This is a genomic window from Rossellomorea aquimaris (assembly GCF_000935355.1).
Lineage (GTDB): Bacteria > Bacillota > Bacilli > Bacillales > Bacillaceae_B > Rossellomorea > Rossellomorea aquimaris_B.
Genome location: NZ_JXZC01000001.1, coordinates 706,948 through 730,959, shown reverse-complemented (window position 1 = coordinate 730,959; position 24,012 = coordinate 706,948). Strand labels below are relative to the sequence as shown.

The window sequence follows — 24,012 nt, the reverse complement described above, 5'->3', positions numbered from 1 at the left end:
GTCGTCATGTCTGATTATCAAGAGTTCTTAAGTGAGAGGGATAAGATTGACTTTCTCATTCAAAAAGGATTCAAAATTGAGAAAGTAACAGAAAATCTAAGTGGAGCATTTGTTCTTTTTAAACATACCGAAAACAAAAGAAGTGCCACTCTTCATGTGAAAACAGCAAATGCCCGGAAATATTTTTCAAATCTATTACTTCAAAACTAATCGTTGAAAGGGGAGCCTTGGATGAGTGACGTGAATGGTCCGCTTGAGGGAAAGGAACTGACACTCTTTCCTGGAAATCTGCAAACGTCTGATGAGTTAATCGATTGGGTGTTAGGCGTCTTGTCTTCACAACATTTATCAGAAGAGGAATTAATGAAATGGTGGAGTGAAGAGATTCAGTTTGCAATTCCCCGTATAGAAGAATAGAAGAATAGAAGAATAGAAGAAAAATGAAGGATTGGTCCCTCCAATCCTTTTTCTCCATTTTACTTAAGGCAAACCCGAAGGAGAGATGTATGAAAAGTAATTACTATTTTTCAGTAGAAGATATTCTGGAAAGAAAATACTTTGAACATGCTAAAGTGATTGCTGGGCATAATGGTCTCAGCCGCCAGGTGAAGTGGGTCCATGTAGTCGAAGTAACATCGATAAAAAATCTTCTTAACGGAAATGAACTGATTCTTTCTACAGGAATCGCTTTACAGAAGGAAGAGACCTTTCTTTCACTCCTTCAACAGTTAATCGAGAGTGAAGCAGCAGCCATTTGCATTGAACTTGATACAAATATTTCCACGATTCCGATTTCTGTATTAAAGTGTGCTGATACATTTAATTTTCCTATTATCGTGTTCGAAAGGGAAGTTCCGTTCGTTAGTATTACTCAGGATATTCACTCCGTACTCATCAATCAGCAATACGACATGATAAAAAAACTGGATTCGTATGCACAGGAGTTAAACAGAAGGCTGCTCGGCGTTAATCACTTCAGGGAGATCCTTCAGGTTTTACATAAGGAGCTTACTGTACCTGTACTATTTCAGTTGAAAGAACAAGAGGTAGAAATCTATCCACTTATGTGCTCACCGGATGAAGAGAGAATAAGAAAATGTTATCACAATCATAAAGAATCCCTTAATCACCATTTTGCCTCCTCAAAAGTTATTCTATTTGACCAGGAATACGCAGAGTTATGTATATACAGAAGCGATCATCCTTTTAGTGAATACGAGCTTCTCATACTGGACAGAACTTCAACGGCGTTAGCCCAGTATTTAATGAGAGAATTGTATTTTAACGAGCAAAAGCGGTTAGAAGACTCCAAATGGATTACCTGTTGGCTAAAAGGAGAACAGTCCTATGAGAAACTTTCCTCATTTTTAGCCGACTTAAAAGTACAGGTCAATGGTGGAGTCGTCTGTATTTGCCAGACGAATAGGCTGAACGAACAAGAGCCGATTGATTTTACTTTTTTTAACCTTGTCATCAGAAGTATTTTTGAACAACAGGGTTTTCGTGTGTTACCCGAAAGAGTAGGGAATGATCTCATTTTCATTCTTCTGGACACAAGGAGGACAGGAGATTGGAAATCGAGAGTCACCACTGCCTACGAAAAGATTCTTCAGTCTGATTTCTTTAAAGATTCTTCACAAACAGTATTTGCAACTGGCAAATACCAACTGGAGATGATGGAAATTCACAAGAGCTATGAAACTGCCAGAGATAGTCTTATGTTTCAATCAAAGGTGGATGTTTCAAAAGCGTATTTTTTCTTTGATGATTTGCATTTATACAGGCTGATTTCAATCGTTAACAACAATGTTAATCTGTGGGAGATGATCGAAGAGTACCTCACTCCGCTCCTGGAATATGATCGTAAACATGATGGCAGTCTATTGAAGACGTTGAAGGTTTTCCTTGCATGTCAGGGATCAAAACAGGAAACATCGAAACAACTATTTATTGTAAGACAAACACTCTACCATCGCCTCAAAAAAATTGAAGATTTACTTGGAGATGATTTCATGACCTCTGATAAACGTGTGGCCATCGAGTTTCTCCTTGCTGCCCATGATTATCTGCAACCCCTAAGCTCTTTGAAAAAGTCGAAGATTAAATAATTGTAAAATGTCAAATCGATAAGCCAGCTTCTTTTACACATTGTCTAATGAAAGCATTACCAATATCTTTCATAATGAAACTATAAACTATACGACAGGTTCTACACCTCTTAGAAGAATAGCGATAAAAAATAAGGAGGAACTGAATATGACGATCATTAAAAAAGATGTAGCTGTATTAAAGAATTATATTGATGGTAAATGGGTTGATTCTCTTAGCTCACATACATTAGAAGTCGTGAACCCTGCTACAAATGAAGAGATTGCAAGAGTACCAATATCTACTAAAGAAGACGTTGCGATGGCTGTGAAAGCAGCTAAACAAGCATCTCAAACCTGGAAGAAGACACCTGTTCCAAAGCGTGCCCGAATTCTATATAAATACCATTCTTTACTTTCTGATAATCATGAGGAATTAGCTAAGCTCGTTGTACAGGAAAATGGTAAATCATTTAAAGAGGCTTATGGAGAAGTACAGCGGGGGCTTGAGTGCGTGGAATTCGCTTGTGGGGCTCCGACTTTAATGATGGGTGAAACTCTGAGTGGCATTGCAGAGGATATAGATTCTGAAATGTTCCGTTATCCACTTGGTGTAGTGGGGGGGATCACTCCTTTTAACTTCCCGATGATGGTGCCACTATGGATGTTCCCGCTAGCAATTGCGTGTGGAAATACTTTCGTACTGAAACCATCTGAAAGAACCCCGATTTTAGCCAATAGGCTTGCAGAGTTATTAACAGATGCAGGAATGCCCGATGGTGTACTAAATGTCGTGCATGGTGCACATGATGTCGTAAATGGGTTGATCGAGCATAAAGATATTGCAGCCATATCCTTTGTCGGGTCTCAGCCAGTGGCTAAATATGTGTACCAACAGGCTGCCTCTCATGGAAAAAGGGTGCAGGCCTTATCCGGGGCGAAGAATCATCATGTAGTCATGCCTGATGCAGATATGAATAAAGCAGCTGAGCATATTATCAGTTCAGCGTTTGGCAGTGCGGGCCAGCGATGTATGGCGTGCAGTGCCGTAGTGGTTGTAGGGGATAATGAACCGTTCGTTAAAGCTTTAAGTAAAAAAGCAGATGAATTATGTATTGGTAATGGGATGGACGATGAAGTGCTTCTCACTCCCGTCATTCGAAAAGAACATCGAGAGAAGACACTGGGGTATATTGACAAAGGACTGCAGGAAGGTGCATCCCTCTTGCGAGATGGGCGTAAAGAAATGGATGACTTCAAGGAAGGAAACTTTTTGGGTGCAACGATCTTCGACCATGTTTCACCGGATATGACCATTGCGAAAGAAGAAATGTTTGCCCCTATCCTCAGTTTGCTGAGAGCCAGGGATTTGGATGAAGGACTTGATTATATTCGTCAATCAAGATATGGAAATGGTGCTACGATTTACACGAAAGATGCAAAGGCTGTCCGACAGTTCAGAGAAGAGGCAGACGCTGGAATGCTGGGTATTAACGTTGGTGTTCCTGCGACAATGGCGTTCTTCCCATTTTCAGGGTGGAAGGATTCTTTCTATGGGGATATGCATGTAAACGGTAAAGACGGAGTAAATTTCTATACTAAGAAGAAAATGATCACTTCTCGATTTGATTTTTAATCAGAGTTAGGGGGAACTTTCATGGTGAAAGCAGGTCAATCTCAAGATGTATGGTTAAAGAATGATGAAAAGCTCATTTGGCATTCCATGAAACCATACAATCCTGATGGAACAATGGTCGTTACAGAGGCCAGCGGATCCTGGGTCACAGATAAGGATGGTCAAAGATTCTTGGATGGCATGGCAGGGCTTTGGTGTGTAAATGTAGGGTACGGTCGACAGGAATTAGCAGATGCTGCCTATGAGCAGCTTAAGAAAATGGCTTATTTCCCACTAACACAAAGTCATCAGCCGGCCATTGAGCTTGCGGAGAAATTAAATCAATTACTTGGTGATGACTATGTCATTTTCTTTTCTAACAGTGGATCAGAAGCCAATGAAACCGCCTTTAAGATTGCAAGGCAGTATCACCAGCAAAAAGGGGAACACGGACGGTACAAAATTTTTTCCAGATATAGAGGATATCATGGAAATTCCATGGGGGCCCTTGCCGCGACAGGTCAAGCTCAGCGTAAATATAAATATGAACCGCTGGCACCGGGATTTATCCATGTTGCCCCCCCTGATGCTTATCGCGACGAAGCACTTGGGAAGGGTACACATGAACTTCCTGGGGTAAAGGCGATCGATCAAGCCATGACCTGGGAATTAAGTGAAACTGTGGCTGCGTTAATCATGGAACCGATCATCACAGGCGGGGGGATACTCGTTCCACAAGATGAATACATGAAAGCGGCGAAAGAAGTTTGTGAGAAGCATGGTGCACTCATGATTGTCGATGAAGTGATATGCGGGTTTGGACGAACGGGCAAGCCTTTTGGATTCATGAATTATGATGTAAAACCAGATATCATTACGATGGCTAAGGGGATTACCAGCGCGTATCTCCCACTGTCTGCAACAGCAGTGAAGCGTGAGATATATGAAGCATTTAAAGGGTCTGAGGAGTATGAATACTTCCGTCATATTAATACATTCGGTGGAAACCCCGCAGCATGTGCCCTTGCCTTGAAAAACATTGAAATTATGGAGCGGGAGAAGCTGTTCGAACGTTCCGCTGATTTGGGTGAAAAAGCATTAAACACCTTGAAAAATCATTTGCAGGATCATCAATATGTTGGAAATGTGAGAGGGAAAGGTCTGCTGATTGGAATAGAAATGGTAAGCAATAAAGATACAAAAGAACCTTTAGATGTTTCTATGGTCAATGGAGTGATTGGGTACTGTAAGCAAAAAGGGGTAATCATCGGGAAAAATGGTGCAACGGTTGCCGGTTACAATAATGTGCTAACATTATCACCTCCATTAAACATTGAGGAAGAAGATTTGGATCTGTTATTATCAACCGTTATGGATGGAATCCGACAGCTTAAATAATTCCAGGGAAACATCTGTTATGCAGGTGTTTCCTTTTTTTCATATATTTAAATTTAAGGTAAAATGAATGGGTAAGATTCAAAGGGGAGATGACACTTAATGAGCATCATTTATAGAGGTATTGACCATATTCAGTTTGCAGCTCCTAATGGCTGCGAAGGGGAAGCTAGAAAGTTCTTTGGTGAAATTCTTGGTCTGAAAGAAATACCCAAACCTGAAAACCTACAAGGGAGAGGCGGTTGTTGGTTCCAATATGGACCTCAAGAAATTCATGTGGGGGTACAAAATGATTTTGTACCAGCGACAAAAGCGCACCCGGGTTTACTTGTTACAGATTTAGCTGCACTTAGGCATACCCTGATGGAGAAAGGCATTAAGATAAAAGAAGATACACCGATAAACGGTAGAGATCGCTTTTTCGTCTCTGATCCATTTGGAAATCGAATTGAATTTTTAGAATACAGATAACAAGGAATGCACCTCTTGGCTTGGAGGTGCATTTTCATTAAGTACCCTATTCTTGAATAGATTTATCCACATCTTTCTCCGTAGATAATTCTTGTGAAGCGCTGGGAACTTTCCTTTTTTTCACATTGATAAGATCGGAAGAATAAATCGAAATGACGACTTGTCCACCAATTACTTTTGCACGGATGAGCAGCGGCTGATTATAAGCGTTTCTAAACGTGAAGTCAGGCCCATACCAACTAACAGTAGCATCTCTACCCTGAGGCACATAAGGAACCCTCTTTGAATGATGATACCTTTCTAATATTTTTACACCTGCCTGGTCAACCGCGTTGAATAAAGTAGAAGAAACCTGACAAATCCCTCCCCCAATATCTTCTGATAGTTCCCCTTTTACAATCACGGGAGCTTTTTTATATCCTTTTTCTTTCGTTCGTTTTCCAACCACTCCATTAAAAGAGAACACTTCTCCAGGAAACACAACCGTATTATTGATTTCTTCGGTTGCTAGGGCAATATTCTGAGAACGTTCCTCATTATGCTTATTAAAATAGGTGACGTACCTCCCAATAAGTTGCGTTCGTATTTGGGACAGGACTTCACTATCGACTTTAGGATGCAGTGTCATGAGGGGGGCTTGCGTATTAATTGACCCTTTGGAAAAAAGGAAGGAATGAACCAGGTCCCGAAATCTTCTTTCATGAAGTTTGTATCCTGCTTTTTCTGTTACAATCTGATTATTCTCATTGATATAAGCATTCTGGGGTGGATTATAAACCCTATTTTGCACTTTTGAAACTAGTTCCTCATATCTTTTTTCGTTTATTAATGGTTCATCGACCAATGGTACATTTAATGTATTTCGGTCTATAGAAATTGACGCATCGTCTTGAATTTGTATATGTAATTGATCTTGACCATTCATCGCCGGGAACATCAGAAGACCTATTGTACTAAGCTTAATCAAAAGCATCATGTATCCTCCCTTTCATATGTAGTATCGGTAGAAAGGCATCCTTTCATGTTAAATCCAAATTGCCAAAAATTGATGGTTATGTATTTGCTGGCAGGATTAAAAACTAAGAAAAAAAAGAGGTTTCGTACATGCTTTATCTAATCAGATTCATGATGGTTTTGTCATTATTCTTTCTCTGCGGTGCTAAACCTGCAGAGGCAATGCCTAGTTTTTCTATAGAAATACTTCCATGGGATCAAGTTAAAGACATCATTCCTAATCAATCCTATTTTACGATCATTGATGTAGAAACAGGTCTTTCATTCAAAGTACAAAGAAGAGCGGGAAGCAAACATGCGGATGTACAACCCGTTACAGAAAAAGACACGAAAATCATGAAATCCATATATGGAGGTAAATGGAGCTGGGACCGTCGTGCGATACTCGTTATGGTACATGATCAGTTAATATCAGCCTCGATGAACGGCATGCCACATGGAGCCGGTGCCCTCCAAAATAACTTTCCGGGACATTTCTGCGTTCATTTTTACGGGAGTACGACTCATAAGACGCCAACCCCTGATTTAGCTCATAAGGTCATGATTTTGAAAGCAGGTGGAAAACTGGATGAGTTTCTATACAAATTAGACCCCTATGAGTTGATCAGCGTTTTGGAGATTGCGATTAATCAGCATGATGAAAAGCTACTTTCACAAGTGATATTTGGAAATAATGGGACCCTAGAGGAAACCCTTGAGGGAGTGAAACATATGGATGTTACTCAGAGATCACTACTTCCTGTAGAGGATTTACCTGCACTTGTTGGGATGGAGCTTAAGGTTAGAGTGAAATGGATACGTTCGGATCAATCTCAAGAAGAAAATAACGTTCAATTCATCATTCGGAAAGATGCGATTGAGGATCAATGGAAAATAGAGGGTCATTCATTTCTTAAGGAAATGAAGTAACGATCAATTCCAATACATTATTTCCCTCCAGTGGATGAATTCTTATCCTTTATGAGCGTTTTTAAAATGCAAAATAGGGAAAAGGGTATATAAATGAATCGTGGAGGGAACACACCGATGTTTGATTTTGTAATCAGTTTAATAAAGGAGCTTGGAATGTGGGGGTTATTCGCCGGAAATGCAATTGAAGCGTCATCCTTGCCATTTCCTGGAGCTCTCGTGACGCTGACATATGGTTACCTTTTAGATCCATCTTGGGGCAAGCTGATCATTTTAGCATTCACAAGCAGTTTGATCTATACGGTATTTAGTTACATCCCTTATGGAATTGGCTATAAATTAAAAGATAAAATCAAAGAAAAAACCAACTCAAAGAAAATGGCTAAAGGTCAGAAATGGTTTCGTAAATGTGGGTTGTGGAGCATTGCCATCACGAGACCGCTTGGCATTGGTAACTATATCTCTTATGTTGCAGGTATTAGTAAAGTAAACAAATGGAAGTTTGGCGCATTAACATTCATCGGAATATTTCCAATTACCTTCACAATGTTAATAGTCGGCAAGAATGGAAACCTCAAATATGTACAGTCTTTGATGAGTAACATCCAAACCTATCTACTCATCGGAGGGGCTATACTGTTGCTTGGTTTCTTAACATATAAATACTTTTTCAATCATAAGGCTAAAAACACGGGCTGTTTGGACGATGAGCCAAGCATAGCAAAACAAGCCGAATAAACAAGACATCGATTCGCTCCTGCTCAGGGAAGCGGATTTTTTTTGTAAAGGAAATACACACAGATCTTGAGGTGACCAGTCTGGTTTCCTCAATCTACTACATGCTCCAACCCTTTTACGTGTGATATAATGAATATTCGAGATTAGTAGATTTACTTGGAAAGGTTTGAATGAAACCATGACACAATATACTCCAATGATAAAACAATACTTACAAGTAAAGGCAGAATACCAGGATGCCTTTTTATTTTTTCGTTTAGGGGATTTTTATGAAATGTTTTTTGATGATGCCATCGCTGCATCTCAGGAACTTGAAATAACGTTGACAAGTCGTGATGGGGGAGGGAAGGAACGTATTCCCATGTGTGGTGTTCCTTATCACTCTGCTCCTAACTACATAGAGCAGCTCATCGATAAAGGCTTTAAAGTAGCAATTTGTGAACAAACCGAAGATCCGAAACAAGCTAAAGGAGTTGTGCGGAGAGAAGTTGTTCAACTTATTACACCCGGTACGGTTATGGATGGAAAAGGCTTAAATGATAAAGAGAACAATTATATTGCCTCTGTGACCGATTTTAATGATCAAACTTACGGATTGTCTTACAGTGACTTAACAACAGGGGAAACAAAAGTGACTTTGGTGACAGATGGCCTTCAAGCATTGTTGAATGAGTTATCGACGATTGGTGCGAAGGAAGTGGTCATTCATCCGGACCTTAGTGAAGCGGTACAAGGGAAGATCAAAGAACGAAACGATGTTACCTTATCCCATGAGAAAGAAGCTGACGTAAAGGAAGATTTCGCTCATCTCGTTGCTCCTTTACAACAAGATAAACTAATAGAGGCTTCATCGATCCTTTTTCACTACCTCTTCCGTACACAGAAGAGAAGCCTTGATCATCTACAAGTAGTTGAGACATATCAGCTGCATCAATTTATGAAAATGGATTACTATTCAAAACGTAATCTGGAATTGACAGAGACAATCCGATCCAAAGGAAAGAAAGGTTCGCTGCTTTGGCTATTAGATGAAACGATGACGGCTATGGGAGCCCGATTACTAAAGCAATGGATAGATCGACCACTTATTCATAAACAGGATATTGAAAAGCGTCAAACGGTTGTTGAAGTGCTATTGGAGCGATTCTTCGAAAGGCAGGACCTTAGAGAACGTTTAAAGGAAGTATATGATCTTGAGAGACTGGCAGGACGGGTTGCTTTCGGTAATGTGAATGCACGTGATCTGATTCAGCTGAAAAAATCACTTCAGCAAGTACCCGTTTTAAAACATCTGGTGGAATCACTGGAAAATGAAGCAACCGCTGACCTCGTAAGCAAGCTCGATCCATGTGAAGAATTAACAGACCTTCTAGAACAAGCGCTGGTAGAAAATCCTCCTCTATCCATTAAAGAGGGAAGCTTGATCCAAGAAGGGTATCATGAGGAGCTTGATCAATTCCGTGATGCAAGTAAGAATGGGAAGTCCTGGATTGCTCAACTCGAACGGGACGAGAGGGAAAGAACGGGAATCAGATCTCTTAAAGTAGGATTTAACCGGGTCTTTGGCTATTATATCGAAGTAACGAGAGCAAACCTTCAACACCTGGAAGAAGGCCGCTATGAAAGAAAACAAACATTAACAAATGCGGAACGCTTTATTACCCCGGAGTTGAAGGAGAAAGAAGCGCTTATCCTTCAGGCTGATGAAAAAAGCGTTGATCTGGAATATGAACTGTTCATTGGGATTCGTGAAAGAGTGAAAGAATTCATTCCCCGCCTTCAGAAGCTAGCAAAGCTCGTAAGCGAATTGGACGTTCTACAATGTTTTGCAACGGTCAGTGAAAAGCGTCATTATACCCGCCCTGTTTTTAATAATGAAAGAAGAATCCTGCTGAGGGACGGACGTCATCCAGTTGTGGAGAAGGTGATGGGTGCTCAGGAATATGTTCCGAATGACTGCTATATGGATCACAAAAGGGAAGTCTTTCTTATTACAGGACCGAATATGTCGGGGAAAAGTACCTATATGAGACAGGTGGCTTTAACCAGTATTCTTGCTCAAATCGGCTGTTATGTTCCTGCAAGCGAGGCAAACCTGCCAATTTTTGATCAAGTTTTCACTCGCATCGGGGCAGCGGATGATCTTATTTCAGGTCAAAGTACTTTTATGGTTGAGATGTTAGAGGCCAGAAATGCGATCATCCACGCGACTCAGCAGAGTTTAATATTATTCGATGAAATTGGACGCGGTACCTCCACTTATGATGGAATGGCACTTGCCCAGGCGATTATTGAATACATTCATGATCATATAGGGGCTAAAACTTTATTCTCTACTCACTATCATGAATTGACAGTCCTTGAAGAAGAACTTCAAAAAGTGAAAAATGTGCATGTAAGTGCCATGGAACAGAATGGAAAGCTCGTTTTCCTTCATAAAATCAAGGAGGGTGCAGCAGACAAAAGTTACGGAATTCATGTTGCCGAGCTTGCAGAGCTGCCTAAAGTCCTGATAGAGAGAGCGAACGAAATCCTTCTTGAGCTCGAGCGAAAGGAAGAACCATCCTTCTCTAATGAGGTGGCTGCAGCAAGGGAAACCGCTATTGAAAAACAAGGACCAAATGAAGATGAGCTTTCCCAGCTATCTTTCTTTACAACAGAGAAAAAGGAGAAAAGAGAAAATTTTTCATCTAAAGAGAAGAAATGCTTAGATGAGCTTAAAAAGCTGGATATTCTGGAGATGACTCCATTAGATGCAATGAACACCCTTTACGGAATCCAAAAAAAATTAAAAAACTAAAGGAGGTGAAACTGTGGTAAAAATATTTCAGCTTGATGATTCCCTTTCAAATAAAATAGCTGCCGGTGAAGTTGTGGAAAGACCGGCTTCTGTGGTGAAAGAACTCCTTGAAAACAGCATAGATGCAGGCGGATCCGTGATAGAAATTCATATTGAAGAAGCAGGCTTACATTCGATACGAATCATTGATAATGGTGATGGTATCGAAGAGGACGATGTGAAAACAGCCTTCAAACGCCACGCAACGAGTAAAATCAAAGACGAAAATGATTTATTCCGTATCCGGACTTTGGGATTTAGAGGAGAAGCCCTGCCGAGTATTGCTTCTGTTTCCCATTTTGTCCTGAAAACGAGCACGGGAGATGGTCCTGGTACGTATATAGAACTTGAAGGTGGTGAAATCAACACACTTGAAAATACATCGTCAAGAAAAGGGACAGATATCACAGTTTCCCAACTGTTTTTCAATACACCCGCACGGTTGAAATACATGAAAACCATTCATACTGAACTGGGAAACATTACAGATGTGGTGAACCGGATTGCCCTGGCTCATCCAAACGTTTCAATCAAGCTTCTGCACAACGGTAAAACGTTATTACACACCAATGGTAATGGAGATGTCCTGCAAGTTCTGGCTTCTATCTATGGGATTGGAATAGCCAAGAAGATGGTGCCGATCGAAGTGAACTCACTTGATTTCAAGGTGAAGGGCTATATATCCCTGCCGGAGGTTACCCGCGCCTCCAGGAATTATATTTCAACGATGATCAATGGGCGGTTTATAAAGAACTATGCTTTGGCGAAAGCGATCGGCGAGGGGTATCACACACTTCTCCCTATTGGGCGTCACCCCATTGTACTTCTTAACATAGAAATGGACCCGATACTGGTCGATGTAAATGTACACCCTTCCAAGATGGAGGTCCGCATCAGTAAAGAAAGTGAATTGAATACATTAGTTACTGAAGGGATCAAAAGGGTGTTTAAAGGAAAAGAATTGATTCCTTCGGGCGCCGTGGCACCGAGGATTGCACAGCCGAAATCAGAGCAAACGTTCATGAATCTGGATCGTTCCCCGATACCTCAACTGAAAGAGGAAAGGTCAGTATTTACAGGTGGGATCCATGAACGATTGCTTCCTAAAGAAGAGCTGGAAAAGCTTTATGAGCCAGAAACACCAAGGAACGAAACACCTGAAGCAAAAATTCCTGTTTCAGATATACCGGCAGTTCCGGACTTAACTGACACAATTGAGGAAGAAGCGGAATTACAGGATACAAATGTGGAAGAAGGGTTCGATGAGGAACGGCACTCTCCCCGGGTTCCTCCACTTTACCCTGTTGGCCAAATGCACGGTACGTATATCTTCGCCCAAAATGATCGCGGCTTATATATAATTGACCAACATGCAGCTCAGGAACGGATAAAATATGAGTTTTTTAAAGAAAAAGTGGGGGAGGTTGCGAAAGAGCTGCAAGAACTTCTGGTCCCACTTACCCTTGAGTTTTCCACAGATGAGTATATTAAGATAAACGAATACCGCCATCTTCTGGAAGAAGTCGGCGTGTTTCTTGAAGAATTCGGCTACAATAGCTTTATCGTCCGGGCTCATCCTCAATGGTTTCCAAAAGGGGAAGAACAGCAAACCATCGAAGATATGATCGAACAGGTGTTAAAGATGAACCGGGTTGATATCAAAAAACTCCGGGAAGAAGCGGCTATTATGATGAGTTGCAAAGGTTCCATCAAGGCGAACCATCATTTGCGCAAGGAAGACATGCAAGCTTTACTGGACGAACTGAGAAGAACCAGTGACCCTTTTACCTGTCCACACGGGCGACCTATCATCATCCACTATTCAACTTATGAAATGGAAAAGATGTTTAAACGCATAATGTAGTACCAAAACAAGGGGATGGACCAGCAGCGGTCCATCCCTGTTCTGATTTTCCTTAACCATAATGGGTCTGGTGCTCTTTTTTTAGATGAAGGTAGTCTTCATCCTCTCTGGCAAGCTTCCACTTTGTTTCAAATATTGCTGCAGCCGCCGCCTTTTCTTCGTCTATTTTTCTTTTCTTTAAATCTCCATCTTTACTATACTTTTTCCCTCCTGGATAGTTGGCGTACCGTCGAGCTCTTGTATACCCCATTTGCAGAAACTTCCTCGCCATGTCCATACCTACAAAATCATTTTCCAATTTATATTGGATAAACATCTCATAGATTTTATTTGAAGATTCTTTCGCAATATCAATGGTTTTAAAGCGCCAGTGGGGAAGGATTTCACTCTTATATGGTTCGACAAGTAAAACACCTTGTTCCCCGCGTCCTACCCGGTATCTTTCAGGCTGCTCCCGAAAATCAATCGACTCGAAATCAAGTTCGTAATCAAATGGCATGTTCTAAACCTCCTTCCTGTACTGTACCCAATATGAGCAAATCCTCAAACGGAATGTATTGTCAATTAATTGTCGATAATAATATTATGTTGACTAATATTTTTATTTAATTAGAGGTATTTTTATTTTTATCGTTAATTTATATAGTATTGAATTGTGAGCGTTTTAATTAGGAGGAGAAAAAGAAAATGATAGAACTGGAAAAATCTATTAATAACGAAGTAGTCAGTGCAGAGACATACCTCCAGCCATCTTATCGAGTAGATAAGAGACAGTTCACAGAAAAGGAATATAATAAATTTGTAAGGTTAAAAGGTGTAAGGGATTGGTCGACACTATCATGGAAAGATGTAGGAAAGCCTTACGAAGTAACAACTTTCGCTAAAGAAAAAAACGAATGGGAAGCAGAGAACGGTAAAGCTCTTCCCGTTCATACTTCATGGGAAATGTTTAATCGCTCCTTTCATGAGTGGTTTGTGAAGGATGTTCCCACTGAGTTGAACCATAGTAGAAAACGATTTATCAGCAATGCGTTAAAATTGAATGCGAAAGAAACGACTGCTGCATTAGGTGAGCATCTTCGTCTTCATTTATGGAATTATGTTCACCGGATACAAGATGGGGTGTGGGATCCCAGAGGGAAGAGGGCTTTATTTGGGGGTCTTGAGGTTATAAAGCCTAGAATCTTATTCCTCGGTGCTGCCGAAGGCTATGAAGCCATGCAGCTTGCGGCGATGTATCCGGGAAGTGAAATTGTTCTTGTCGATTATGACCCATTCTGTAGAGATACCCGTTACAGGGATTTTCCGGACACCTATCCTTTCTTGGGACCGAATCCAGCTACGGGGGCTGATAAAATCTACTATAAAGGTGATTTTCCAACAACGTATATTGTAGATGATATAAGAAACCTATCTTTTGGAAAGGAGTTTGATATTGTACTCAGTGTCGGGCTTCTTGAACATTTCCCTGATGAATATAAATCAGAAGTCGTCGAGTGGCATCGTAAATTTTTGAAGCCAAATGGATACATGGTCCTTACTACTCCCAGAGCTCAGCTCAAATCCAAAATTTATTATGAAGTAATGTCTGATGTGATGAACCACACATATAGGGAACTCATGACCGTTGAACAAATGGGTCTTTATTTATATGAAAATGGAGTGGATATTTTGCAGCATGGTTATATAAAGGTTCATAATGGAATTATTGCAAAAGCCCGGTAAGGAAAGAAAGCTTTTGATTGAAATGATCATCAATCAAAAGCTTTTTATAATTGACTCTACTGTTCTATAAAATATCTAAGACCACTAATTAGGAGAAGGAATTCTTCACTTAAAGAGCTAATAACTAGATATAATAAATAATTTCAGAAAATTTAAATAAATAGGGGGAGGAAAAGGAATGAACGGGGGCATAGAGCTTCAACGGGAGAAAAAGAATAAACGATTAAGGATCACTTTGTGGACGGCAGGGTCACTTATGTTTATCCTGCTTGGAATATTAATATTTGTAAACTATTATATTGACAGATCCTTACCCATTACATCAGGTACAATATCATTAGAGGGGCTATCTGAGGATGTGGAAGTAACAAGGGACAAGGACGGTGTCCCTCATATTCTAGCTCAAAATGAAAAAGATTTATATATGGCGCAAGGATATGTACAGGCGCAGGATCGTCTATTCCAAATGGACCTAAGCAGAAGACAGGCTTCAGGTCGATTGAGTGAAGTGGTCGGTGAGAAAGCAATTGAACGGGACAAATTCTTCCGGACATTTGGTTTGAGGAGGGCAGCGGAGGTTTCATTTACTGCATATCCCGATGAAGCCAAGCAGCTTCTCGGATGGTATGCAGATGGGGTCAACGCTTATATTCAAGAAGCCAAAGATGAAGGAAGGCTCCCAATAGAATTCACCCTGCTTGGTTACAAACCTGAAAAATGGACTCCCATCGATTCATTAACCATCGGGAAGTATATGGCATTTGATTTAGGGGGTCACTGGCAAGGTCAGGCTTTCCGGTACTGGGCATTAAAAAACCTGCCAAAGGACAAAGCGTATGATTTGTTTCCGTCATACCCGGAAGACGCTCCTGCAATACTATCAGATATAGGAGAAGTTCAGGTTGATATGGAGCAGTCATTTGCCAGTGCAGTCATTCCACCTGAGTTCAATGGGAGCAACAACTGGGTGGTAAGCGGAGAGAAAACAGCCAGTGGTAAACCCCTTTTGGCAGACGACCCACATCTCTCATTGGGGACTCCTTCCATATGGTATCAGATGCACCTGGAATCACCACAGGTCAATGTGAGTGGAGTGATTTTTGCAGGTATCCCAGGGATCATCCTTGGTCATAATGAGCAAATTGCTTGGGGGGTAACAAATACAGGACCTGATGTTCAGGACTTATATGTTGAAAAACAAAACGAAGAAGATCCATCGCTGTTTTTATATGATGAAAAATGGGAAAAGGCAACGATCATAGATGAGCCCATTAAAGTAAAAGATGGTGACACCATTCCTTATGAAGTCACGATCACAAGACATGGACCGGTCATTTCAGAGTTCTCTCATCATAATGAGAGTGGAAAGGTGCTTTCAATGAGATGGACCGCACTTGATCCAAGTCTGGAACTTCTTGCAATCCTTAATATCAATAAGGCGAAGGATTGGGATGAATTTGAAGAAGCCTTAAAGGACTTCCATGTTCCTACGCAAAATTTCGTATTTGCCTCAGCTGATGGAACGATTGCCTACAAGGCAAATGGTAAAATTCCCATCAGGAAAAAAGGAGATGGGCTACTTCCTGTACCTGGGTGGGACCCTGAATATGAATGGCAGGGCTATATACCATTCGAAGACCTTCCAACAGTGATCAATCCTCAGTCAGGCTTTGTGGCAACAGCGAATAATAAAGTGACATCAGATGACTATCCATATCATATTAGTCATCATTGGGCACAGCCCTACCGATATATGAGGATTTCGGAATATTTAGAGGGGAACGATGAGCTGACAATTTCCGATATGAAAGAACTGCAGATGGATCATTCGAATTTGCATGCTCGGGAATTCATCCCGATTCTTATTAATGATATGGAAAATGGTTCTTTAACTGATAAGGAAAAGGAAGCCATTGAGTTGCTAAAGTCATGGAACTATAAAGATGATAAACGTCTGGCAGCACCTCTTATTTTCCACCAATGGATGAACGAAATTTCCACTGGGCTTTTTAAGAAGGAAGTGTCAGGGGATATGATGAAGTTATTTGAAGGCCGTCAAAGCGTCGTAGATGAACTTATTCGAAAAGCTCATAACGGAGAAGAGTCTAAGTGGTTTGTGGACAGGGGAGGATACAAGACTTTCATAAAAGCTTCACTTACCCGGGCTTTAGAAGAGCTTGGAGAGGCTTATGGTTCTTCAATGAACGAGTGGGAGTGGGGACTGTATCATAGAGTATACTTTGAACATCCTCTATCTGGAGCATCACCAGTGTTGGAATGGTTCTTAAATGACAGAGATCCTGTCCCAGTGGGAGGAAGTAGAGTGACGGTGGGAGCTGCAAGCTATAATGAGAGTGGAATCGTCAATCATGGTGCTTCATGGAGATTTGTCATGGACACAAATAACATGAACAAAGGCTATCATATTGTAGGGCCTGGACAAGCCGGTCATTATAAGAGTGAATGGTACCATAATCAGATTAATGCATGGATCAATGGAGACTATCATGAAACCACAATCTCCAACCCAAGTGGAGACAGGTTAAAATTAAAAGCAGAATAACTAACTGGGAACTGCTTGAAGAATGCCTTCAAGCAGTTTTATACATTCTATAAACGGGTACATAACATCATTGAAGAGGGGAGACAAAAAAGGTTTATTTCTGTGAATAATCATAAAAGAAATGGGCACACTAGCAAGATGTGATTTAACAACGTCTATCATTATGGTACGATAATATGTAAAGAATCATTTACATAGAAAGCAGTGAATGTATGACAAGATATGAGAAAGAGAAAGTGATTGTTCTTATTGGTCCGACTGCTGTAGGGAAAACCAATACAAGTATAGAGCTTGCAAAGAGGTTCAAAGGGGAAATCATTAGTGGTGACTCCATGCAAATCTATAAAAGAATGGATATTGGAACCGCTAAAATCACGCCTGAAGAAATGGAAGGCGTCCCCCATCATTTGCTTGATATTAGAGATCCTGATGAATCCTTCTCTGTAGCTGACTTTCAGCAGCTGGTTCGAAAGAAAATATCAGAAATCCACTCTCGTGGGAAAATTCCTCTCATAGTAGGGGGGACAGGACTTTATATTCAGTCGGTCCTATACGATTATCAATTCACTGAAACTCCAGGTGATGAACACTATCGTGAGGAACTGGAAGCAAGGCTTGAGAAGAATGGTTCCGAGTGGCTTCACGAACAATTATTATCAGTGGATCCATTTACAGCAGGGAATATTCACCGGAACAATACCCGCCGTGTTATTCGAGCATTGGAAATCTATCATTGCACTGGAAAGACAATGTCTGAGTATCAAGAAGCACAATCCCAAGAGCTGCAGTACGATGTAGCTTTAATTGGATTATCGATGGAACGGGAAAAACTTTATAAAAGAATCAATCTTCGTGTTGACTTAATGTTGAATGAAGGGCTATTAGAAGAAGTAAAAGAACTATACGATGAAGGTATCAGAAATGTTCAGTCTGTTCAGGCCATTGGCTACAAGGAGCTTTACGATTATTTTGATGGTACAGTCAGCTTGGAACGGGCAATCGAAAACCTAAAGCAAAATTCCAGAAGGTATGCAAAGCGCCAGCTAACATGGTTCAGAAATAAAATGGATGTGGCCTGGTTCGATATGACAGATGAGCGTCAGCACCCCAAAATTATTGAGGATATTTCAGAATTTATTGCAGGAAAGCTTCAATTAAAGTCGAATAAGTAATGTAGAGATAGAAGAGGAGGACTAACCATGAAACAATCCATTAATATCCAAGATCAATTCCTTAATCAATTGAGAAAAGAGAGCTCACTATGTACGGTATTTTTATTGAATGGCTTCCAAATCCGTGGCCAAGTGAAAGGTTTTGATAACTTTACAGTGCTGTTTGAATGCGATGGAAAACAGCAGCTTGTATATAAACATGCCATTTCAACATTCGCTCCACAGCGTAATGTCCAAATAAATTTTGATGAAACAACCAATTAATTGTGAAAAAAGTTTTCGAAAGCTGCCTCTAAGGGCAGCTTTTTTTGTGGCCATGAGCAGGATGTTCTTGCATGCCCATAATGAATCTGAAAAAGGATTAACAGAATTGGTTAATGAAAAGAAAAGTAATTGAATAGGATGATAAGAGAGGCTATTTTACGTCCCTCACTTACAATGCTACAGGCTGGTTTTTAACAGTTGAATAATGATTGGACCTGTATAGAACATTAACGAAGCAAAACACTCCGTATTTCTTTTTATTTCTCGGGAAAGCGCAGGAATAGACAGAATTCTTCTTATTTGTCGAAAAAAATAGGTGAAATATAGGCGTTTGTCACCCTAAAATCCTCAGGAGCGTATACTGTCTTTAGAATGGTGAGGTGAAACCTTTGGATCAACCAATGAGAATGAAAAATAATGGTCAAATCAGCATTGTATTGAATTCTCAGAAACGGAGTTCAGTACGAGATACTTTGAGGCATGAATCCCTTCCTCAGTCTCTCCCTCAAGAGCATGTCGCATTAAAAGAAATAGAAGAAGAACTCGGATCTCTTGTGGGAATGGAAGAAATGAAAAAAATGGTGAAAGAAATTTATGCATGGATATATGTCAATAAGAAACGTGAAGCTATGGGTTTGAAAGCAGGAAAACAAGCACTTCATATGATGTTCAAAGGAAATCCCGGCACTGGTAAGACGACCGTAGCAAGAATCATTGGAAAACTGTTCTTGAAAATGAATGTACTTTCTAAAGGACATTTAATAGAAGCAGAGAGAGCTGATCTGGTTGGAGAATATATAGGTCACACGGCTCAGAAAACAAGAGACCTTGTCAAAAAAGCTTTAGGAGGCATTTTGTTTATTGATGAAGCATATTCTCTCGGCAGAGGAGGCGAAAAGGATTTCGGGAAAGAAGCGATCGATACACTTGTCAAACATATGGAAGATAAGCAGCATGAATTTATCCTGATCCTGGCAGGATATTCAAGGGAAATGGATCACTTTCTCACATTGAATCCAGGTCTGCAATCACGATTTCCACTCGTATTTCATTTTCCTGATTATTCAGTTGATCAGCTGATGGAAATTGGCAGAAGGATGCTAGAAGAAAAGCAATACTTATTAAGTCACGATGCCGAAAGAAAGATAAAGGAGCATCTTCACTCAGCTAAAAATACCCTATCTCCAATGGCATTTTCAAATGGAAGATATGTACGAAATGTATTAGAAAAGTCCATACGTGCTCAGGCAATGCGCCTCTTAATGGAAAATTGCTATGATCGACACGATTTATTAACCATTCGAAGCAATGATCTGGTGTTTAATAAGGGTTCTTCTGAATGACTATACTTAGTAAACAATAGGAATATAAGAATCTATGAAAAAAATGCATTCGTAAACGAATGCATTTTTTTATTAAACATGTGCTCTTAAGCTCCTATTCGGCAACCTCCATTTGTATAAGTAGGAAAGTACACGCAGTGTGGTGGTAATGATGAATAAAGAGTACAATTCAAAGGCAGATTGGACAATTCCGAGTCCGATAGCCGCTCCACAAAGTACCGCCCACACAGCATAAATCTCTGATCGAAGCACTAACGGTTTACGGCCGGCAAGAAGATCGCGAATGATTCCACCGCCGCTTCCCGTTAATACGGCTGCCACAATGACAGCACTTATCGGGTGATTCATTTCAGAAGCATACAGTGCTCCTTGGATGGCGAAGGCTGATAGACCAATTGCATCAAAAAAGTTCCCCCATTTTCTCCAATGCTTAAGGAGATTATTCGGGAAAAGAAAGACGGCTGTTATAGAAAGAAGGGCTATCTGAAATAACATGCCCTGCTCCCAAAGAGCGGAAACCGGAACGCCGATCAATAAATTCCGGATGGCACCTCCACCAAATGCTGTGACAATCCCTAATATATAAACACCGAGAATATCGTATTCCTCTTCCATGGCAATGATAGCTCCTGAAATGGCAAAAGCAATGGTACCTATAATACTTAATACTTCCCACGTCATACACATTCCTCCTAACCCTATTACAATATGCTACATGCCAGTATGTAGAATGTGATCGTTGTTATGTTTCTTCAAACATACTGATTTTAACACGTATGCACTTAATTGCAACCATTTTTCATACCTTTTTACATAGAGTTTACGAGGGGAATTTGGTATGATGAAAATAATAATGAATTGTAAAGAAAGTAGGATGTTTATTGAAGCATGAAGTAAAAGAAAAAGTCATATTGGTTGGATGTCAACTGGAAGAAGATGACTTGCGCTTTCAGTATAGTTTAAACGAGCTTGAAGAGTTGACGGAAACGGCTCAAGGTCAAGTTATGGCTGTACTAACTCAAAAACGGGATAGCGTTCATCCTGGTACATATATAGGAAAAGGAAAAGTGGAAGAGCTTGTCCTTTTGGAAGAACAACTTGAACCGGATATTATCATTTTTAATGATGAGCTATCTCCGAGTCAGATTAGGAATTTATCAAGAGATTTAAATGCAAGGGTGATTGACCGAACTCAACTGATCCTGGATATCTTTGCCGGGCGTGCCCGTTCAAGAGAAGGGAAGTTACAAGTAGAGCTTGCTCAGCTTCAATACTTGCTTCCTCGATTAATCGGTCAGGGAGCCTCTCTCTCAAGGTTGGGAGGAGGAATCGGGACAAGAGGGCCGGGTGAAACAAAGCTCGAAAGTGACCGTCGTCATATTCATCGCAGAATTGATGATATTAAGAAACAACTACAAATCATCGTTGAACACAGAGAAAGGTATCGTGAACGAAGAAAGCGAAACAAAGCCTTTCAAATAGCACTGGTCGGTTATACAAACGCAGGAAAATCGACTTTGTTTAATCGAATCTCATTAGCAGATTCTTATGCAGAGAATCAACTCTTCGCTACACTGGACCCGATGACAAGAAAGATGCCCTTGCCAAGCGGATATTCGACTTTACTTACGGATACTGTTGGATTTATCCAAGATCTTCCGACTACATTAGTAGCGGCATTTCGCTCTACGCTGGAAGAGGTGAGGGAAGCGGACCTTCTTCTCCATGTAGTGGATAGTTCAAATCCGGATTACAGTCAGCATGAGAAGACTGTTCAATCTTTATTGCAAGACCTGGACATGTCTGGACTGCCTCAGTTAACGGTATACAACAAGAAAGATGTGATGCACCCTGACTTTGTGCCGGGCAGTGAAGGGGATCGGATCATGATCAGTGCCTTAAACGAACTCGATCGCGGGCAGCTTTTATTAAAAATAGAAGAGATCGTGAAGAAACATATGACAACGTATCATGTGTTCATTCCAGCGAGTGAAGGGAAGGTCCTTTCGCAATTAAAGAATGAAACCATCTTAAGAAAACTGGAATTTATAGAAGAAAGCCAGGTTTATGAATTGACAGGCTATCACCTGGAAGATCACCCAATCTCAGGAAACATCAAGAAATTTCAAAGGTAGAAGGGAAACAAAGACCTCATGTTTGAACAATTAGCGCACGGAACCATACTAAAACCACTCGTTACAAAGATTGAATCAAGCATTAAAGATATACATAAACATATAGAAGAAAGAGCGGAAAGCAACCAATTTAAGGTACTCAGATCTTTTCAAAAGCATCGTGTAAGTGATTCTCATTTTATTCCTTCCACAGGGTACGGGTATGATGATGCCGGGAGAGACACATTGGAAAGTATTTATGCAGACGTATTTGGAGGAGAAGCAGGACTGGTTCGACCCCAGATCATTTCAGGTACCCATGCAATCTCAATCGCCTTATTTGGTGTACTCCGACCTGGGGACGAACTGGTATATATAACAGGAAAACCTTATGATACGTTAGAAGAAATTGTTGGTATTCGCGGAGAAGGCACCGGTTCTCTGAAAGACTTCCAGATTGGCTATCAAAGTGTCGATTTACTAGAGTCAGGAAAGGTCGATTTTGAAGAAGTGGCCAAAACGATTTCTTCCAAGACAAAAATGGTGGGGATTCAGCGTTCTAAAGGGTATGCCAATAGACCTTCCTTTACTATAGAAGAAATCAAAGAAATGATTGACTTCGTTAAAGAAATTAACCCAGAAATTGTCGTCTTTGTAGATAACTGCTACGGAGAATTTGTAGAAGAAAGAGAGCCTTGTCACGTAGGTGCAGACCTAATGGCCGGTTCCCTTATTAAAAATCCTGGTGGTGGCCTTGCTAAAACAGGAGGATATATTGTTGGGAAAAAAGGATACGTAGATGCATGTTCGTATCGAATGACCTCACCTGGGATAGGTTCAGAGGCCGGGGCATCTCTTTACAGTTTGCAGGAAATGTATCAAGGCTTCTTTTTGGCGCCACATGTGGTGGCACAATCATTAAAGGGTGCCGTTTTCACATCAGCGTTCTTAACAGAGCTCAGCATGAATACAAACCCAAGTCCTTATGCAAAACGAACAGATTTAATTCAGTCTGTACAATTCAATGACAAAGATAAAATGATTGCATTTTGTCAGGCAATCCAGTTTGCATCACCTATAAATTCTCATTTTACTCCATATCCGAACTATATGCCTGGCTATGAAGATGATGTCATTATGGCTGCTGGAACATTCATTCAAGGTTCCAGCATTGAATTATCTGCAGACGGACCGATAAGACCACCTTATGTGGCATACGTTCAGGGAGGGTTAACTTACGCCCATGTAAAAATTGCCGTATGCACAGCGGTAGATAATTTAATTGGAAAAGGTTTAATCACTGTTGGGAAAGGATAATAAAGAAGTAATTGGATAGTCTAAATCTGACTATCCTTTTCTTTTGATTTCTTATGTAAGAAATTCTAACATTTCATTGACAGAACTCCTTACATTACATATAATAATGTCAAGAAGGAAAACAAAAGGAGGAATCAAGATGAGCGGAAGTGAAATTCGTAGAACGATGGCATTATTTCCAATAAGTATTGTCATGCAGCTTACGGACCTAACGGCTCGTCAGATTCGATACTATGAAGAGCACCAACTGATCAGCCCTGCACGTACTGAGGGGAATCGCAGGCTCTTTTCCTTGAATGACATCGATAAGTTATTGGAAGTAAAGGATCTGTTGGATCAAGGCATCAACATGGCAGGGATAAAGAAGATATTTGCTGTATCCAGCCATAATGATAGTAAAGTAGTATCTGACGTAAGTAATGAAAAGGAAGAAAAAGCACGACAGGATTTATCCGATGACGAGCTGCGTAAATTACTTCGAAATGAATTGATGCATTCTGGTCGATTTACTAAAGCATCTTTGCGTCAAGGTGACATGTCTCGCTTTTTTCATTAAATAATACCTTTAATAAACTTGAGGAG

At 40.5% G+C, this 24,012-nt stretch carries 21 protein-coding genes; 18 read left to right on the top strand and 3 right to left on the bottom strand.

From position 1 onward, the window contains the following. Positions 1–6 precede the first annotated feature (6 nt). The 6 genes from TV75_RS03730 to TV75_RS03705 all read left to right on the top strand — a co-directional run bounded on the left by TV75_RS03730 (position 7) and on the right by TV75_RS03705 (position 5,568). Positions 7–210, top strand: a complete 204-nt coding sequence (locus tag TV75_RS03730) for a hypothetical protein (RefSeq protein WP_044337312.1) — start codon at positions 7–9, stop codon at positions 208–210. Between the two features lie 21 nt (positions 211–231). After that, positions 232–417 carry a hypothetical protein gene (locus TV75_RS03725; protein WP_044337311.1) on the top strand — a complete coding sequence of 62 codons (186 nt, stop codon included), beginning with the start codon at positions 232–234 and terminating at the stop codon, positions 415–417. Positions 418–506: 89 nt separating this feature from the next. After that, positions 507–2,108, top strand: a complete 1,602-nt coding sequence (locus tag TV75_RS03720; protein ID WP_044337310.1) for a PucR family transcriptional regulator — start codon at positions 507–509, stop codon at positions 2,106–2,108. A 148-nt stretch (positions 2,109–2,256) separates the two neighbouring features. Next, positions 2,257–3,723, top strand: a complete 1,467-nt coding sequence (locus TV75_RS03715) for a CoA-acylating methylmalonate-semialdehyde dehydrogenase (protein WP_044337308.1) — start codon at positions 2,257–2,259, stop codon at positions 3,721–3,723. A 21-nt stretch (positions 3,724–3,744) separates the two neighbouring features. Further along, positions 3,745–5,100, top strand: a complete 1,356-nt coding sequence (locus TV75_RS03710; protein ID WP_044337307.1) for an aspartate aminotransferase family protein — start codon at positions 3,745–3,747, stop codon at positions 5,098–5,100. A 99-nt stretch (positions 5,101–5,199) separates the two neighbouring features. After that, positions 5,200–5,568, top strand: a complete 369-nt coding sequence (locus TV75_RS03705) for a VOC family protein (RefSeq protein WP_044337306.1) — start codon at positions 5,200–5,202, stop codon at positions 5,566–5,568. A 46-nt stretch (positions 5,569–5,614) separates the two neighbouring features. Here the strand turns inward: TV75_RS03705 and TV75_RS03700 are convergent, their stop codons facing one another. Further along, positions 5,615–6,541 (bottom strand): VanW family protein, encoded by a 927-nt coding sequence (locus TV75_RS03700; RefSeq protein ID WP_052504415.1) that lies wholly within the window; start codon positions 6,539–6,541, stop codon positions 5,615–5,617. 131 nt (positions 6,542–6,672) lie between these two features. Between TV75_RS03700 and TV75_RS03695 the strand changes: the two genes are divergently transcribed. From TV75_RS03695 to mutL, 4 genes are all read left to right on the top strand, one after another. Continuing rightward, positions 6,673–7,491, top strand: coding sequence for a hypothetical protein (locus TV75_RS03695; protein WP_052504414.1), 819 nt, complete (start codon positions 6,673–6,675; stop codon positions 7,489–7,491). 117 nt (positions 7,492–7,608) lie between these two features. Further along, positions 7,609–8,229 carry a DedA family protein gene (locus TV75_RS03690; RefSeq protein WP_044337305.1) on the top strand — a complete coding sequence of 207 codons (621 nt, stop codon included), beginning with the start codon at positions 7,609–7,611 and terminating at the stop codon, positions 8,227–8,229. Positions 8,230–8,407: 178 nt separating this feature from the next. After that, on the top strand, positions 8,408–11,029 hold the full coding sequence (mutS, locus tag TV75_RS03685; RefSeq protein ID WP_044337304.1) for a DNA mismatch repair protein MutS: 2,622 nt from the start codon (positions 8,408–8,410) through the stop codon (positions 11,027–11,029). A gap of 13 nt (positions 11,030–11,042) precedes the next feature. Continuing rightward, positions 11,043–12,932, top strand: a complete 1,890-nt coding sequence (gene mutL / locus TV75_RS03680; RefSeq protein ID WP_044337303.1) for a DNA mismatch repair endonuclease MutL — start codon at positions 11,043–11,045, stop codon at positions 12,930–12,932. A 52-nt stretch (positions 12,933–12,984) separates the two neighbouring features. On the opposite strand, the gene TV75_RS03675 is transcribed toward mutL, so the two are convergent. Continuing rightward, positions 12,985–13,431 (bottom strand): DUF4385 domain-containing protein, encoded by a 447-nt coding sequence (locus TV75_RS03675; protein WP_044337302.1) that lies wholly within the window; start codon positions 13,429–13,431, stop codon positions 12,985–12,987. A 188-nt stretch (positions 13,432–13,619) separates the two neighbouring features. Here TV75_RS03675 and TV75_RS03670 point away from each other — a divergent pair, with 188 nt between their 5' ends. The 5 genes from TV75_RS03670 to spoVK all read left to right on the top strand — a co-directional run bounded on the left by TV75_RS03670 (position 13,620) and on the right by spoVK (position 19,999). Continuing rightward, a complete protein-coding gene (locus tag TV75_RS03670) occupies positions 13,620–14,657 on the top strand; it encodes a class I SAM-dependent methyltransferase (protein WP_044337301.1) in 1,038 nt (345 codons plus the stop codon). Between the two features lie 178 nt (positions 14,658–14,835). After that, entirely contained in the window at positions 14,836–17,220 is a 2,385-nt protein-coding gene (locus TV75_RS03665; RefSeq protein WP_437176694.1) for a penicillin acylase family protein, read from the top strand. Between the two features lie 212 nt (positions 17,221–17,432). Next, complete coding sequence (gene miaA / locus TV75_RS03660; RefSeq protein WP_044337300.1) at positions 17,433–18,392, top strand: tRNA (adenosine(37)-N6)-dimethylallyltransferase MiaA; 960 nt, start codon at positions 17,433–17,435, stop codon at positions 18,390–18,392. 27 nt (positions 18,393–18,419) lie between these two features. Next, complete coding sequence (gene hfq / locus TV75_RS03655; protein ID WP_044337299.1) at positions 18,420–18,656, top strand: RNA chaperone Hfq; 237 nt, start codon at positions 18,420–18,422, stop codon at positions 18,654–18,656. 389 nt (positions 18,657–19,045) lie between these two features. Next, positions 19,046–19,999, top strand: coding sequence for a stage V sporulation protein K (gene spoVK, locus TV75_RS03650; RefSeq protein WP_044337298.1), 954 nt, complete (start codon positions 19,046–19,048; stop codon positions 19,997–19,999). A 72-nt stretch (positions 20,000–20,071) separates the two neighbouring features. On the opposite strand, the gene TV75_RS03645 is transcribed toward spoVK, so the two are convergent. Further along, positions 20,072–20,680 (bottom strand): trimeric intracellular cation channel family protein, encoded by a 609-nt coding sequence (locus tag TV75_RS03645; protein ID WP_044337297.1) that lies wholly within the window; start codon positions 20,678–20,680, stop codon positions 20,072–20,074. Positions 20,681–20,880: 200 nt separating this feature from the next. On the opposite strand from TV75_RS03645, the gene hflX reads away from it, so the two are divergent. From hflX to TV75_RS03630, 3 genes are all read left to right on the top strand, one after another. After that, the gene (hflX, locus tag TV75_RS03640) at positions 20,881–22,134 is read left to right on the top strand and encodes a GTPase HflX (protein WP_044337296.1); all 1,254 of its coding nucleotides are present in this window, start codon (positions 20,881–20,883) and stop codon (positions 22,132–22,134) included. 18 nt (positions 22,135–22,152) lie between these two features. Next, positions 22,153–23,430, top strand: coding sequence for an aminotransferase class I/II-fold pyridoxal phosphate-dependent enzyme (locus tag TV75_RS03635; RefSeq protein ID WP_044337295.1), 1,278 nt, complete (start codon positions 22,153–22,155; stop codon positions 23,428–23,430). Positions 23,431–23,569: 139 nt separating this feature from the next. Then, a complete protein-coding gene (locus TV75_RS03630; RefSeq protein WP_044337294.1) occupies positions 23,570–23,986 on the top strand; it encodes a MerR family transcriptional regulator in 417 nt (138 codons plus the stop codon). Positions 23,987–24,012 lie beyond the last annotated feature (26 nt).